The organism is Wolbachia endosymbiont of Protocalliphora sialia (genome assembly GCF_053891855.1).
Genome location: NZ_JAIUJX010000002.1, coordinates 81,459 through 97,988, shown reverse-complemented (window position 1 = coordinate 97,988; position 16,530 = coordinate 81,459). Strand labels below are relative to the sequence as shown.

Here is a 16,530-nt window from a genome sequence, read left to right as displayed (position 1 = left end):
TTGTCAGCCCTTTAGTTTAATGAGTGAGTAAAGATCTTCTGCGTACAAGAAAAGAACGAGGTTGATCAGTGAAGCCACTGAAGTGATAATGAATAGACTCTTAGAATAAGCAACCTTATTACCACTAGCTTTATCAAAATACATAACTTTAATGATATTTAAATAATAGTAGCATGATATCACACTCGCTATTACAAGGATCAAAGACAGGCTGATAAAGCCAGAATTTATTAAACTTTTGAATATAAAAAATTTAGCGATAAAACCTGCAAGTGGAGGTATTCCCGACATCGAGAGTAACAGTACAGAAAGATGAAATGCTACAATTGGGTGTTTCTTCCCTATACCAGATAAATTTGCAATATCACAATCGTCATCGTCAATTTGTACGAGATATGAGAATAGCCCTATGCTTGTGATGATATATATCACCAAATACATTAAGGCACTATCTGTTCCTGCTTGTGTAAAAATAGAAAGTGAAGCAAATATAAAACCAATGTGACCAATTGAACTGTAAGCAAGCAGCCTTTTTAAGTTTTGCTGACGTAAGGCCCCAAAAGCTGAGATAAGCACAGACAATGCTGAAACGTATAAGAAAATAGGCTGAACATAACTTTTTACATTTACTAACTCTTCATTCATCAATCGAATTAAAAATGTTACAAGTGCAGCTTTTGGGGCCGTAGAAAAAAACGCAGTTACTATGGTAGGTGCACCTTGATAGACATCTGGAGCCCACATATGAAAAGGAGCAATAGCAAGCTTGAAACACAAACCAATAAGGATAAAAACTAACCCAAAAACTATTCCATAAGTTATCTGATGGTTTTGCAAGAATGAACCGAGCTCAGAGAAATTGACTTGTCCTGTATATCCATAAAGCAGCGACATTCCATATAGCATAATGCAGGAAGATAGTGCACTAAGTGTAAAATATTTCACTCCTGCTTCACATGAATAAGCTGAATCTTTATTAAAGCTCGCAAGAACATACAAAGATATACTCATCAACTCAAAAGCTAAATAAAAAGAAATCAGACTATTTGCTGAAACCAAAGTTATCATGCCAAATAGCGCAAAAAGAATCAGTATTGAAAATTCATATTTATAGTCATATTTTGATAAATTCAGCATCAAAAGTATTAAAATTCCTGTGCTGAGAATTAACCCTTGGGCTGACCTGATGTATAAATTGAGTTTTAACAACGAATTCAAGAGAAAAATTTCATTGTTTTCTGCCGAAATAATTAAAATAATCAAAGTTACCACTGTGCAGCCAAGTGCTAATAAGTTGATAGTTCGGCGGTTAAATATAATTCCAAGCAGTAGCAACACTAACGAGGAGATAATAGAGAACGTTTCCGGCAATATCTGTATATAATTCATAGCGCATTATATTTGACTAACAAATTTGCCATACATGGCTTCAAATAATTCAGTGCAAGGGTTGGGTAAAATCCAAGCAAAATAACAAACACTGCAAGCAGAATTAAGACAGAAAATTCTATGCTATCCAAACGGTTATTTAATAATTTAGAATAGCTAACCCCCCATATTATTTGCTTACATAAATTCAGCATATAAACTGCGCTTAAAATAGTGCCAAGTGCGATAAATCCTGTAAAAAACCCTATGCTCTTAAACATTCCAACCATAGCCAAAAACTCACCTATGAATCCAGATGTTCCAGGTAGCCCTATTGAAGCCATTGAAAACAAAATGAACATAAAACCAAATTTTGGCATTGTATTTACTATGCCAAAATACTTTGCAATCTCCAAAGTTCCAGTTCGAGTATATAGCATTCCAACACACAAAAATAAAGCAGCAGAAATAAGGCCATGACTAATCATTTGAAATATGCTACCCAGTACTCCTTCCTCACAAAATGAAAAGAGGCCAGCAGTAACGATCCCCATATGTGCTATTGAAGAATAAGCTATTAACTTCTTTATATCATCTTGAGCAAACGCAACTAGAGAAGCATATATCACCGCAATAATGCTCAGCACAACAACGAAATTTGAAAAATACAAACTTGCCTGAGGAAGTATTGGAATAGAAAACCTTAAAAATCCATATCCCCCCATTTTAATAAGCAAGCCAGCTAAAATCACAGACCCAGAAGTTGATGATTGCACATGTGCATCAGGAAGCCAAGTGTGAAATGGAAACATCGGTACTTTTATTGCAAAAGAAATAAAAAATGCAATCCACAGCAATGACTGCACTTCAAGATCAAGGCTTGGCACTAATGTGGCTAATTTTTGTATATTAAACGTCCCAAAAATGCTATAGATGTACACTAATCCAAGTAGAAATAATAATGAGCCAGTTAATGTATAAAGAAATAACTTAAACGTTGCATATACCCTGTGTTTTCCTCCCCAAATGCCAATAATAAAGAACATTGGTATTAAAACAGCTTCAAAAAACACATAAAAGCTTATAGCATTCAGTGAAACGAAAAACCCTACTACAAAACTCTCAAGCAGTAGAAATAATGCCATATAGGCTTTTAGGTTCGTATAACTCATTTTGCAGTTATAGAGTATACAAATTACAAACAAGAAAGTTGTAAGCAGAAGGAAAGGCAACGATATTCCATCCACCCCTATTCCAATATCTCTTACTGGATAGCTGACAAACTGAAAGTCCGCATCGTTATAATCAAATTCTATACAAGCTACAATGCTAAGCAAAAATGGAAGTACAGCAAAAAATAGGGCAAGGAATCTTAAGTGTATAGATTGATGATTAATCCTGATCGAGGATAAAATCAACGCTCCTATCAGTGGAAGCAAGAATATACTAAGTAACAACACCTTCTATTTAATTCCAATAATATATAAAGCACCGATTATTAAAGTAACAAACATAATAAATGCATAATCAAATATATAACCAGTTTGTAACTTTATAGAACTTTTTGAACATTCATTAACCAACCTTACAACACCATTTGGTCCAAATGAATCAATAGCCTTAACATCAAACTTCCATAGAAGCCTAGATATAAACCTTATCGGTGCAATTATAACAAACTCATACACCTCATCAAAGTACCATTTATTCTGCAAAAACTTAAGTAAAAATTTACTCTTAATTTGCCTAATTACTTGATATTGGTAAATTAGGTACGCAAGTGCTATTCCACTTAGACTTGCTAAGGTTGGCAGTAGTTTTATAAAGAAATTATGAACTCCATGCTCATCAATCATCACTAAACTTGATTTCCAAAACGCATTACTAGTTATGTTCAAAATATTTGCTCCCCATATTCCAGAAAATACTGATCCAAAAGCGAGTATCAGTAATGGTATAAGCATAATCTTTGGTGCCTCATGTATATTAATTTTACTTTGTTTTTGGCTGTGGAACACAAGAAGCAATAACCTCCAAGAGTAAAACGCTGTGAAGAATGCAACAACTAAGCTTATTACAAAAGCAAAGCTATCCGTGCTATAAGCATGTTCAATTATCAAATCCTTTGAGTAAAAACCTGCAAATGGAAATATTCCAGAAAGCGCAAGAGATCCAATCCACATGAGAGTATAAGTGCAAGGGATTTTCTTCCAGCAATTTCCCATTTTCTGAATGTTTTGCTCATGATGCATTGCATGAATCACATTGCCAGCACCAAGAAATAGTAGAGCTTTAAAAAAAGCGTGTGTCATTAAATGAAAAATAGCAACATTGTAAGCAGAAAGCCCACATGCCATGAACATATAACCAAGTTGACTGCAGGTTGAATAAGCAATTATTTTTTTTATATCGTTCTGAGTAATCGCAACCGTAGCTGCAAAGAAAGCAGTAAGTGCCCCAACAATAACTATTAATTCTCGTGCCACATTTGATAGCTCAAATAATGGAGAACATTTTGCTACTAAAAATATACCTGCTGTTACCATCGTTGCTGCGTGAATGAGTGCAGAAACAGGGGTTGGCCCTTCCATTGCATCTGGCAACCAAACATGTAAACCAAGCTGTGCAGATTTACCCATACAGCCAATAAAAAGTAATATGCATATTATATGAGTTACTTTGAATTCACAGCAGAATGCCCTAATGTTCTGCGTGCCAAGAAGATCAGTTGTATCAAAAACTTCAGTAAAATTCAAAGAGTGAAATGTATAATAAATAAGAAAGATTCCAATCAATAGTGCAAAGTCTCCTACCCTATTCACAACAAATGCTTTAATTGCTGCATTATTTGCAGAATATTTTTGGAACCAAAATCCTATGAGTAAATAAGAACACAGGCCAACCCCTTCCCAGCCAAAAAAAAGCTGCACGAAATTATCGCTTACAACCAGCACAATCATGCAAAACGTAAATAGCGATAGGTAAGAAAAAAACCTCGACTTCCCCTTATCATGCTCCATATAACCGATAGAGTAGAGATGTACTATCAGTGAAACGGTGGTAATAACAATAAGCATTAAGGATGAGAGAGCATCCACACTAATTGCCCAATTTACTTTTAATACACTTAATGAAAATAGAGGAAATAAACTCAAGTGATAATTTTCAGAGAAGGTGAGAAAAACATACCAAGATAAAACTGCAGATATTCCAATCCCTGCCGTTGTAACTAACTGACTTTTTCTAAAAAATGCTCCAAAGAATGAACCAAAAAGTGGCAGAAATACTATTAATTTCAGTATATCCATCATACTTTCATTCTTTCATTAAATTTGCTTGTTCAACGTCTATATTGCCACGGCTTCTATAATATACAACCAATATTGCAAGCGCAACTCCTGACTCTGCTGCCGCAACAGTCAACACAAACATCACAAAAATTTGCCCAACTATATCATTCATAAAGGCAGAAAAAGCAACTAAATTGATGTTAATCGCCAGCAATAATATTTCTATTGATAACAGTATATTGATTATGCTCTTACGGTTAATGAAAATACCACACACGCCAATAGTGAACAAAATAGCAGCAACTATCAAAAAATGATTTAATCCTATTTCCATTCTACTCCTTTTCCAAATTTAGCCTTAATCAATTTTACAGATGAAGATTGTGTCAATTGCTTTAACACGTTCTGTTTTCTAACTCCTTTTTTCTTTTCCTGCAAAGTAAGAGCAATTGCACCAACAATTGCAACAAGCAGCAGAATACCAGAAAGATGAAAAGCGTACATGTAGTCAGTGTAGAGCAAATTACCGATAGCTTTCACGTTATTGTTATTATAGTTTATAACATTGCTTATATTCGGTTCTGAACTGCGAATTACAAAGCTGATGATTAGAAAAAACACAACACATAATATAGCACCAAGAGTGAAATGCTTTGCAAAACCCTGATGCAATCTTATGTAGTCAATATCGAGCATCATGACTACAAAGAGGAATAACACTGCAACTGCACCGATGTATACTATCAGCATCATCATAGCGATGAATTCAGCTCCAAGGAGAATAAAAAGAACTGCAGAATTAACGAAGGTGAAAATTAAAAATAATACTGCATGCACAGGATTCCTTACACTAATTACGCATACAGCAGATAAAATGCTAAGAATTGCAAAAAAATAAAAGAAAAAAGGCATTAACGTACTACTTTCAACGCTACTTACCTAATTAAAGCACTATTACAATAAAGTCAATATCATATTAAATATTTGAAACTCTACCCTTACTTAACCATTGAGGGGTAAGCACTTCTCTCAAGGAGGTCAATGTATCTATTTCTGGCTTTTTTTCCTTCTTTTCACTGACTTCTTCATAAATTTTTGTAATACCAAGTATTAATGCACTAATTACAGGGACTGCTATAAAGACTCCTCCAAGAACTGGATTACCTGTAGCACATAACATCACTCCAATTGCTATAAAACCGACAACAGCAACACCTAAAGCGCTATACATACTTGCATTATCATAAGGGTTTTGCAGTTCGTAAGAGGTTGTTTGTAATTGGCCACTATTCATATCTATTTTAGTGCCAGCTGAAGGAACAGCTAATCCTTCTGTTCCTTCACGCTTTAGTGGTTTACAGCCTACTGGTGTAGGTTGGGTGCCTTGTAAATCATTCTCAGTATCGCCTGGAAAAGATTCCTTAGATTGCAAACTTACTTCTGCAAGTGCTGTTGTTTTAAGATTTTGATCTTGTGTTATAATGCCTTTTATAAATTCGTTGGTTTCTTCAGTCATTTTTATTTGCACCTTTTCAGCAAAATATCTGACCAATACAATATGACTTTTCATCCTATTTGACGCTCTAGATTTATCCTCATCAACATACGATTTTAACTCCTTTATAATCTCTTCAGGATTATTAAAATGCTTAATTAGGCATTTGATAAATTTGAGGTCTGTTTCCGTATCACTTTTTAACCTCTTGTTATTTTCATCCTCTAATTCTTCGAGTTCTTTTTCTAACTCACTGATCTCTTTTTTTAACTCCTCTATAGCCTTGTGAAACTCCAGAGATATCAAGTGATCGATCCAGCTATACCAGTCATATTCAGATTTATCTTCTGATAGCTCATTGTGGTCTGCAAAACGCACTTTTCTTTGTTGTAATTGTTCTTGACCATTTAAATTAGCAAACATATTTATTATCTATTTAATATTATTGGCATATATTTCAATATTACCTAAAATTTTAACATTTGTCAATCCGGGCACCTACTGTTTGAAATAAACTGGAAGCAAGCAACAAAAACTTTACAGAGCGCAAGTAGTAAGATTAACTTACTGCAGCTATAATTTATAGGGCTACAATGAACGATTATCTCTCGCTGCTAAATCCAGAACAACAATCAGCTGTAACTAACATAGATGGACCAATTTTAATACTGGCAGGAGCCGGAACGGGAAAAACAAGAACGATCACTTCAAGAATAGCGCACATAATTCGAAATGGCTACGCTTACTCCGATGAGATCTTAGCAGTTACATTCACGAACAAAGCAGCAAATGAAATGATATCAAGAGTGCTTGAACTTACGGGCACAAATATACCATGGCTTGGCACCTTCCACGCAATTGCAGCAAAAATTTTACGTTATCATGCTGAAATTGTGGGCTTAAATTCCAATTTCACAATCATTGGTGTGGATGATCAATTACAGGTAATAAAAAATATTATTAATGAAATCAGCCCTGATTACCTATCAGAAAAATGTAAGACCATTATGAATATCATCCAGCAGTGGAAAGAGAAGTGTTTATTGCCGTCTGAAGTGGAAGATGTTCAATCATTTAGGCCAGTTTACGTGACTGCACTCAAAGTCTATCACCAATATCAGGAAAGGTTGAAATTTCTTAACTCTGTTGATTTTGGTGACTTATTGTTATATAACATACAACTTTTTAATCAAAAGACCGAGGTTCTGTCCTACTACCAAAACAAGTTTAAATATATTATGGTAGATGAATATCAAGATACAAATGCAATACAATATCTTTGGCTAAAATACCTTGCAAAAGAGCACTCAAATATTTGTTGTGTAGGAGATGACGATCAATCGATATACAGTTGGCGTGGTGCAGAAGTTGAAAATATTTTGAAATTTTCCGATGATTTTAAAAATGCAAAAACCGTTAAACTGGAGTGTAACTACAGGTCAACATCCCACATACTTGCAACTGCATCATATGTTATCAATCACAATAAGACTCGCTTAGAAAAAAAATTGTGGACAACAAACATTGAAGGGGAAAAGGTAAATCTAATAAAATTATGGGACGGGAAAGCTGAAGCAAGGTTCATAAGCGAACAGATATTAAAGCTCAATAAATACATATTTAGTGACATTGCAGTGCTCGTAAGAGCGACTTTTCAAACTAGAGTGCTCGAAGAGTATTTTATAAAATATTCAATTCCCTATAGGATTATAAGTGGCGTAAAATTCTACGAACGTCAAGAAATAAGGGATATAATTGCATATTTGAGGCTTGTTACAAATAATAATGATGATCTCGCTTTTGAAAGGATCGTAAATCGTCCCAAAAGAAGCATAGGAGCTACAACTCTAAAGAAAATATACACGACTGCTCAGGATAACAAAATTTCTTTTTTTCAGGCAGCAAAAATATTGGTTAATAGTGATCAAGTAACCGAAAGAATTAAACTCTCACTAAATGATTTTTTAAATAAAATTAAAGCTTGGGAAGAAATAGTAAGCGTAAAACCGCTGCATGAATTCGTTAAAATCGTAGCAAATCAATCAGGATATATGGAAATGCTTGAGAATGAAGGAGTGACGGGTTTAGCGCGAATAGAAAATGTTAAAGAGCTCATTGCATCTTTGAAGAATTTTGACAGCGCTATAACCTTCTTGGAGCACATTAGTTTGGTGATGGAAGTGGATAATATGAATAGCGATGACAATGTATATGTTATGACTCTTCATGCGGCTAAAGGGCTTGAATTCCCGTGCGTGTTTTTACCTGGTTGGGAAGAAGGATTATTTCCTCATCAAAGATCTTTTGAAGATAAAAGTGGTAAAGCTTTGGAAGAAGAGAGAAGACTTGCATATGTTGGCATAACCAGAGCCAAAGAAAGGTTAGTCATTTCATGTGCAGATAGGAGGGAGATTAATAATCAGTGGCAACCAATGCGCACTTCTCGATTTATTAAAGAACTGCCAAGAGAAAATGTTGAGGTGATCAAGAATAGCGCCTACTGTTGAAGCTATAACTGCAGTTCTTACGACAAACAAATCTAAATTACTTCAATTATATATTTCTCCTGACAAAAATTCTCTGATGGTCTTAAATAAAATTTTCAGTGAATGATTATCAGACATATTGTGCTCTGCTGATTTTATTAAGTGTACTTCAACGTCTGTTGACTTAATTTTTTCAGCTAAATTCAATGAAGTTTGATAAGGAACATCTTTATCATTAATGCTATGCAATAAGCGCACAGGACAGTTTATATCTATTGTTTCTTGATTTAAAAGGAGATTCTTTCTGCCATCCTCGATCAAATTTTTAGTTATTTTGTACGCGCAGTGCCCTGAAGTAAAATCTATTACACCTTTAGAACACAGCTCTTCTTTTTGCTTATCTGATAATTGCTTAAATATTAAATCTTCAGTGAAGTCAGGAGCAGACGATATACCAATTAGCGCTGCAGTTTTTTCTGGAAATTGAAGGGCAGTGAGCAGCATCAGCCATCCACCCATACTTGAGCCTATAATTATTTGTTTGCTGCTAGTTAATTCGCTTATCACTTTAGCACAATTTTTTTGCCAATCACTTATTGTATAATCAGCGAAGTCACCGCTTGAATTACCGTGACCAAAATAATCAAAGAGCACAAGTGCTACGTCATTTTCTTGGCAAAATTTGTAAATAGCAGTTGCTTTAGTTCCATCCATATTGGATGCAAAACCACTAAGAAAAACTATAGAAGCCTTCTTTCCTTGTAGCTTTCGATATGCTATATGGCCATTACTTCCATCAAGTAATTTACAATAATTCATACTACTTTGGCAAGGCAACCGGACTATCGCTCATCGAACGCAAATAGCTGACTAGATCTGCAATTTCTTGTGGATTGGAAATGCCTGCAAATGCCATACGTGTACCTTTTATATAGGCTTTTGGATTTTTTAAAAAAGTAAATAATTCTTCATATCCCCATTTTCCACCTTTTTCAAGCAGTGCTTTTGAGTAATTGAACGAACTGCCAAGATGGGCCTTTTTATTTCCAACTACGTTCCACAAATTTGGTCCTACTTTATTCATTCCACCTTTCTCAAAACTGTGGCAAGCTATACATTTTTTTGCTGCTGATTTCCCCTTTTCAAAGCTAGCATTTTGCATGAGCTCCCCAATATCAAGTGCCACTTGTTCAATCTTTTGCTGAGGCTCATTGCTGGCTGCTACTATTGTTTGGTGTTCAATTTTATAATCCTCTGGGTTATAGAGCGTATCAACTACATTACTAACTATCATAATTATTAATCCAGAAAGTAAAACCGATGCTGCAATCTTATTAAGCTCCATAGTTAATTCTTATCAAGTAGTGTTACTTAAATTATGCAAATATTTTTGCAAACAGCAAACAATTACCTTAATGTCGCCAAAGATGGAAATTTCTACTACTTAGCTAAGTTAGGAGACTGCAATTCTACTTCTATCGAAGTAACTTGTGGTTCAATTACATAATGATCTGGAATAACATATTCAAATAGATTTCCTGCAAACTTGTCTGCAATGATTGAAACTGAAACCACTGCTATAATGTTCGTTTGCTTGACCTAAGATTCAGGAGCATTTAAACTGAACTTTATACAGTACTAAAAATGATAGGAAATCTAAGCGGAATAGTTGATGAAGTGTGCAGCGATCACATAATCCTGAATGTGAATGATGTTGGCTATATAGTGTATCTTTCAGCCAAAATTTTAAGTGCTTGTTCAATCGGAAGTAGAGTAAAATTACTTATCGACACTTATGCAAATAGCAGAGAAAACGTTGCTCAGCTATATGGCTTTATAAGTAAAGAAGAACAGCAGTGTCTGCGTTTATTAGTTAAAGTGAGCGGTGTCAGCTATAGAACCGCAATGTCAATTTTGAGCAAATTAACTCCAGAGCAACTATTTTTGGCAATTATAAATGAGGATAAACTAGCACTTAAGGTGAGTGGACTTGGCCTGAAACTCATAAATCGAATTATTACTGAGCTGAATGGCAAAGTAAGTAAATTAGAGATAAATAACAATCATTTTCACTCAATTAGTGAAGATGCTCTTTCAGCCTTGATCAATCTTGGATATGAAAGAACAAAAGCTTATGATACAATAAAAAAAATAGAAGATGAATCACCAAACTTGGACACTAAAGATATTATTCGTATGGCGCTTAAAACAATATGAAGTCAATATCATGTAGTAAGGAATACTCTGAAGATGTACGTAATTTAAATATCAGGCCTGAGCAACTTGATGATTTTGTCGGGCAAAAAGATTTAATACAAAATTTAAAAGTGTTTATAAATGCTGCACAGACGAGAGCTGAAGCTTTGGATCACGTATTACTCTATGGTCCTCCAGGGCTTGGTAAAACAACTTTAGCACAAATTGTCTCTAAGGAGTTAAGGGTTAGCTTTCGTGCAACTTCTGGTCCATTGCTTAGTAAAGCTGGGGACTTAGCTGCAGTGCTCACTACTTTAAATGCAAAAGATGTTCTATTTATCGATGAGATCCATAGATTAAATCGTAGCATTGAGGAAGTTTTATATACTGCTATGGAAGATTTTTGCCTAGATATACTAGTAGGTGAGGGCCCATCTACCAGAACTTTAAGAATAGATTTACCACCATTTACACTGATTGGGGCAACAACACGGCTTGGACTGCTTTCTGCACCGCTGAGGGATCGTTTTGGTATTCCCCTGCATCTTGAGTTTTATTCTTTTGAGGAACTGATTGATATTATCAAAAGAGGTGCAAGAGTTCTTTGTGCTGAAATCGAAAAGGATGCTGTGCAGGAAATTGCCTGCCGAGCCCGTGGTACTCCAAGAATTGCTTTGAGATTACTCAGAAGAATAAGAGATTTTGTTGAAGTAAAAGATGATAAAAAAATTACCTGTAAAATTGCCAGTTCTGCACTATCAAAATTGGGTGTAGATAAAATGGGACTAAATAAATTAGATATGGATTATCTGAGATTTTTGTTTAACACCTCAGGACCTATTGGAATTGACACCATATCTATTGCACTATCTGAAGATGTTGGCAATATTGAAGAAACAGTAGAACCTTATTTAATCAAGGTCAGTTTCGTAAAGCGCACACCAAGAGGACGTGTTTTAACTGATCAAGCAAAGGAATATCTCAGCATCAATTCAGTGGTATGCTAGCATTATAACATATTTTAGTACATTGTATAATATTACACTAACACTATAATATTCTCTTAATTATATGCTTTGCGGGTGTTTTAGAGGCAAATAAGAAAGTCTTCTATTATAGTGAATATGTTCTTGAAAGCCTGAACAGACGAAATCTGTAAAACCAAAAAGAAACTCTTTCTCTTTACTTTATGTTTTTTGGATATAGTTTTACGAAGAAGCGCTTCTGCAGCTATAACCGAAACAATCAATGGTGCTATAAATGCCCGTTTGAAAGCATGGTTTTGGGGGAAACGGTAAAGCCATTGATGGAGTTCTTTCTGGACTACCTCGTTTAGAAGATTGTATAACCTAACCGTCCCAAGCTGAAGTGCTTCTTATCATAATAGTATAGGAGGAATTTTATATGGCAGAAGCAAAAAGTAAATTAAAAATAATAAACCCTGACGCATCAGGGATTGATATTGGCTCGACTGTACATTATGTATGTGTACCTGAAGGAAGAGATGAACAACGTATCCAAAAATTTGGGTGCTTTACAGTAGATCTACACAACTTAGCAAAGTGGTTAAAAAAGTGTCAGGTTAGAACTGTGGCCATGGAGTCAACTGGAGTATATTGGATTCCCTTATTTCAAATATTAGAATCATATAAATTTGAGGTAAAACTAGTAAATGCGCGACATGTCAAAAATGTGCCTGGTAGAAAGTCTGATGTTCAGGATTGTCAATGGCTGCAACAATTGCACAGCTATGGACTGCTTCAAGGATCATTTAGACCGGATAATCAAATGTGTGTATTGCGTAGTTACGTTAGACAACGTGCTAATCTAATTGAAAATGCAGCTAAACATACTCAACGTATGCAAAAAGCGCTAATTCAAATGAATATTCAATTGCATAAGGTTATTAGTGATATCAACGGTTTAACAGGCATGAAAATTATTAAAGCAATAATTGAAGGAGAGAAAGACCCCCAAAAACTAGCTGAATTTAGAAATTCAAACATGAAGAATGACAAGCCTACTATAGCAAAAGCATTAACAGGAGACTATAGAGAAGAACACTTGTTTGCACTAAAACAAGAATATGCAGCATATACTTTTTTTCAAGAGCAAATAACGGAATGTGATAAAAGTATGTTATATCCTCAAATATAAACGATTGCACGATGTCTTTCGGAATATTGAAAAAAGCCGAGTTACCAAGCGATAATGTCATATCTAACAAACTTTTCATTAAGCCGTTTCTCAAAACACATTTAGACAGTTCTCCTAAAAGAATTGGCACTCCAAAAGTAAAAAATGCTCCTCTCACTAAATAGGTTGTTATTTCATATAACAATGCACCACACAAGAGTGCCAATGGTCCAAATACTATAAAACCGCAAAGTAAAGGCAATGGCATGGTCTGACCTGATGATATTCTACCTATAAGCTCCATTGAAATTATAGACCCAATAAGTAACATAGCTCTACCTAGATATGTCCTTTCTTTAGAGCGTTTGTTAAAGTTTTTCTCACGTAACTTAGAAAAATCATTGTTAACTCTGACTTCAAAAATATTATGGTTGATTTTTAATTTTAGCTCTAAGTCCTCTATTCCATGATGCCACTTATGACACCTTACAATTTCATCAATTATCGTACTAACTTGATTATTGATTTTGTATAATTTGCTTTCTTGATATAAGTTGCCTTGATAATATTTTTCTCTCAAGTCTACACAATTTAAATTCTTTAAATCACATAAAAAATCTTTGATTTCTTGTGCCATTTTATTAGCATCATCTTTGTAGCCTACAGCTTTCAAAATTGTTACCAAGTGTTTATTTTCAATTTGAGCAATTGTTCTATCTAATGCACGTATATATTGCTTGGATTGAAAATATGAGATGATTTTTTCTTTACATCTATCCTCATTGCCTTCGTACAAACTATTTCTTTTGAAACTGCTGTCATGTTCTTTGGCAATTTCTAATGCATGAACCAATACATTTTGCGCCTTCACACTACTTTCACAGTGACAGTTTCTGATTATGTGTACATACGCTCTTGCACTGGTATCTCCAGATTTATCTATATTGTACGCTTTAGCCAAAAAGACTAAATAGTCAAACCCTGCCCAAAGATAATACATTACCTTTGTTATAGCACTCCCCACAGAAAATAAAGCTGAGCGTGTGCAAGATAATTTACCGTTGTTTTTAATTCTGTTCTCATATGAACGAAGGTATGCCTCTGTACTTTTTAAAATCCTATGTAAATCTTGTTCTGTCTTTTTGACATCAAAATCATTTATATCATGAACTTTTTCATACGTTTCTTTTATCAAATCACTAGAAAACTTCTTCAGAGCTGAATCATCAATATTTCCTAATGCATCAATATTTTTACTAATATAGATTTCTATTTTTCTTCCAAGTTCTTCTCCCATTCTATTTTTTAGCAACTTATTGTATTTATTAGTAGCTGGAAACAAAACTTTCTGACAAAATTTCTGTGGTTCGTTTTTAAAATTTGCTAAGATCTTATTCACAAATAGCTCAACTTCTTCACCTGCAGCAGCGAAAAACCATGATTGTCTGCTCTCATTACGCTCTCTATTTCTTCCAAGATTCTGTAGGGCTTCAGATGGATTATTGAACTGACTAACCGAATCTGCAAATATTGATGCAACATGATTATATTCACTATCAAATCCACGACCTTTCGATCCATCTATAACCGTTGTCAACGCATATTTAGCCAATGAATCAAAATCTCTTTTTTCATAATCACAATAAAGAGTTCGATATCCACCTATCTGATTACGTATTATCGCTGAAAAGAGCCTGTTTTCTCCAATACCAAGATCATTTTTCCCAATTCCTGCAAAGATACATTTATTTTGTTTGCAGAAATCAATGAGACTATGTAGTATACCTTCCTCTCTTTCCATGAGGTCATGGAGCTCTTTGCTTAAGCGCCAATTATCAACTATTAAGCTGCATTGCTCATTATCACTTTTACTCAGTGCTTCAATTACTGTCTTTATTTGCAGTAAGAGCTCATCTCTAGCAAATTGCTCACTAAAGCCTTTTCTCTCTAGGTAGCTTATAATATTGTTATCATTAGTGGTGCTAACATTCTTTTTAACATCTTCTATCAATTCACTCAAACCTTCTCTTCTTTTTTTATCTAAAGTAATATTATCACACTTCATTAAATATGAGAGAGTAAGATCGATCATTGAATGCATTACTCTATATTTTAGATATTCAGCAGTACTACTGAAATCCACCTTTTCTTTTAATTCAGATATCTGCTCTTCTGTCAGACTAGGATGTTGCTTTTTAACGCAGCTTATAAAGTTCGCTTCGCGTAACTTGAGCCTATAGTCTTGATAAGATATCCCTTCAGGCTGAAATTTATTATACACTTCATAACGTGTACTACCTTCATATACTAAATTATCTCTACCCTGCAACGTAAAGTTAAGATTAACTATACTATTTACATCATCAGCTAAAAGCAGAGCACTTTCTCCAATTGGGCTTTGCACATTCCATCTTATAGAAGTTAATAAATCATCGGTATCAACAAGCTTATTGTAATTAAAAACTTCTTCGCTCTCTTCAACATATTCATGAGCTGGGCTCGATTTTTCTCTAGTAAATAAGCTACGCACGTTAGCAAGAAATCTAGAAAGCAGTTCTTTTGACTCTACACCAGTTGCTTTAGTTAGTACCCACCAAATTGGCAACATTACTATACCAAATATAAACATAGAAATTGTATAATATAAGTTTCCAATCAAAGCAGAATACAGCCAATAATCTGAAGTTAGACCAATTACAGCAGCAACATTACTATTTATAACAGGAAATAATGTAATCATAGGTATTATAGTAACAGCAATATTCACTACAAATGCTAGAGTGAAATTTGTTCTCCTATTGGTTTTTGCAATAACACTTGCTGTTTCGATGGCGTTTGCAATACAACGTCTACTCAATCTTGTCGGGCTGATAACTTTTCCGCATCTATTTAAAATCCTTCTCTTTGGTGTTGCAGTTAGGTAAGTCGTAGGATATTTCTCATCAAGCTTGCACATATTCTCAAAATCCTGCTGCTTGTTAATACTGTCTGCTTCATCAACACTAATCCACAACTTGGTATTTTGGTCTTTAAATTTACGATCATTTTCTTGCTGTAATAACAGGTCATGTGTCACTATAATTGTTGTAGGTTTAGTTGCCTTCAGTGCATTTTTAATTTCCTCAGCAGTTTTAGGTGTCCTAATGTTTACAGTAAATGCACTACTCATCATTTTTTTAGCTTGGTTTACTAGATCACTGCTTGGTACTGCAACAAGATGATGAAATCCTGCTTGGGCTAGTACATGACTCAGTATTCCAATGTCGTAAGTCTTACCAAATCCAGTTTCTGCATCGATCATAACATTACAGTTAGCAATGGAAGGGTTTTTGAGATGTTCCAATATCCCTTTAACAACAGATTTACGACGTGCTACTATTATAGATTCCTTTGTATCATCAAGTTTTATAGATTCACCTTTTAGCTTGCAGTTGATTTTTTCTAAGCTACTTATAATACTTTGCTTTTCTTGATTACTGATAGAACTCACACATTACCCGCTATAATTATTACAATATTAATTGTATGTTAATTCAGTAAATTGTCAATTCTATGGACA

General features: G+C 34.4%; 13 protein-coding genes and 1 pseudogene. 4 read left to right on the top strand and 10 right to left on the bottom strand.

From position 1 onward, the window contains the following. Positions 1-3: 3 nt before the first annotated feature. From LB100_RS01390 to LB100_RS01365, 6 genes are all read right to left on the bottom strand, one after another. A complete protein-coding gene (locus tag LB100_RS01390) occupies positions 4-1,389 on the bottom strand; it encodes an NADH-quinone oxidoreductase subunit N (RefSeq protein ID WP_456201125.1) in 1,386 nt (461 codons plus the stop codon). Then, the gene (locus LB100_RS01385; RefSeq protein ID WP_456201123.1) at positions 1,386-2,828 is read right to left on the bottom strand and encodes a complex I subunit 4 family protein; all 1,443 of its coding nucleotides are present in this window, start codon (positions 2,826-2,828) and stop codon (positions 1,386-1,388) included. Before LB100_RS01385 ends, LB100_RS01390 begins: the two co-directional genes overlap by 4 nt. 3 nt (positions 2,829-2,831) lie before the next feature. Further along, positions 2,832-4,679, bottom strand: a complete 1,848-nt coding sequence (gene nuoL, locus LB100_RS01380) for an NADH-quinone oxidoreductase subunit L (RefSeq protein WP_456201121.1) — start codon at positions 4,677-4,679, stop codon at positions 2,832-2,834. Positions 4,680-4,683: 4 nt separating this feature from the next. Then, positions 4,684-4,992, bottom strand: coding sequence for an NADH-quinone oxidoreductase subunit NuoK (nuoK, locus tag LB100_RS01375; protein ID WP_064085801.1), 309 nt, complete (start codon positions 4,990-4,992; stop codon positions 4,684-4,686). Further along, positions 4,983-5,570 (bottom strand): NADH-quinone oxidoreductase subunit J, encoded by a 588-nt coding sequence (locus LB100_RS01370; protein ID WP_029237644.1) that lies wholly within the window; start codon positions 5,568-5,570, stop codon positions 4,983-4,985. The genes nuoK and LB100_RS01370 overlap by 10 nt, the downstream gene beginning before the upstream one ends. Before the next feature lie 64 nt (positions 5,571-5,634). Next, positions 5,635-6,576 carry a hypothetical protein gene (locus LB100_RS01365; RefSeq protein ID WP_456201119.1) on the bottom strand — a complete coding sequence of 314 codons (942 nt, stop codon included), beginning with the start codon at positions 6,574-6,576 and terminating at the stop codon, positions 5,635-5,637. A 170-nt stretch (positions 6,577-6,746) separates the two neighbouring features. Here LB100_RS01365 and LB100_RS01360 point away from each other — a divergent pair, with 170 nt between their 5' ends. Beyond that, complete coding sequence (locus LB100_RS01360; RefSeq protein ID WP_456201117.1) at positions 6,747-8,660, top strand: ATP-dependent helicase; 1,914 nt, start codon at positions 6,747-6,749, stop codon at positions 8,658-8,660. Positions 8,661-8,702: 42 nt separating this feature from the next. Here the strand turns inward: LB100_RS01360 and LB100_RS01355 are convergent, their stop codons facing one another. The 3 genes from LB100_RS01355 to LB100_RS01345 form a co-directional block, all read right to left on the bottom strand. Continuing rightward, positions 8,703-9,458, bottom strand: coding sequence for an alpha/beta hydrolase (locus tag LB100_RS01355; protein WP_264719739.1), 756 nt, complete (start codon positions 9,456-9,458; stop codon positions 8,703-8,705). 1 nt (position 9,459) lies between these two features. Further along, positions 9,460-9,984 (bottom strand): c-type cytochrome, encoded by a 525-nt coding sequence (locus LB100_RS01350; RefSeq protein ID WP_456201115.1) that lies wholly within the window; start codon positions 9,982-9,984, stop codon positions 9,460-9,462. A gap of 95 nt (positions 9,985-10,079) precedes the next feature. Beyond that, a complete protein-coding gene (locus tag LB100_RS01345; protein ID WP_456201113.1) occupies positions 10,080-10,214 on the bottom strand; it encodes a hypothetical protein in 135 nt (44 codons plus the stop codon). Between the two features lie 69 nt (positions 10,215-10,283). On the opposite strand from LB100_RS01345, the gene ruvA reads away from it, so the two are divergent. The 3 genes and pseudogenes from ruvA to LB100_RS01330 all read left to right on the top strand — a co-directional run. Beyond that, positions 10,284-10,856 carry a Holliday junction branch migration protein RuvA gene (gene ruvA / locus LB100_RS01340; protein ID WP_264336486.1) on the top strand — a complete coding sequence of 191 codons (573 nt, stop codon included), beginning with the start codon at positions 10,284-10,286 and terminating at the stop codon, positions 10,854-10,856. Next, positions 10,853-11,842: a Holliday junction branch migration DNA helicase RuvB gene (ruvB, locus tag LB100_RS01335; protein WP_456201111.1), complete on the top strand. Its 990-nt coding sequence runs from the start codon at positions 10,853-10,855 to the stop codon at positions 11,840-11,842. Before ruvA ends, ruvB begins: the two co-directional genes overlap by 4 nt. A gap of 397 nt (positions 11,843-12,239) precedes the next feature. Then, a pseudogene (locus tag LB100_RS01330) lies at positions 12,240-12,974 on the top strand (IS110 family RNA-guided transposase); the annotation flags it as partial. On the opposite strand, the gene LB100_RS01325 reads toward LB100_RS01330, so the two are convergent. After that, positions 12,859-16,461: a DEAD/DEAH box helicase gene (locus LB100_RS01325; protein WP_456201109.1), complete on the bottom strand. Its 3,603-nt coding sequence runs from the start codon at positions 16,459-16,461 to the stop codon at positions 12,859-12,861. The pseudogene LB100_RS01330 and the gene LB100_RS01325 sit on opposite strands and share 116 nt — an antisense overlap. Between the last annotated feature and the right edge of the window lie 69 nt (positions 16,462-16,530).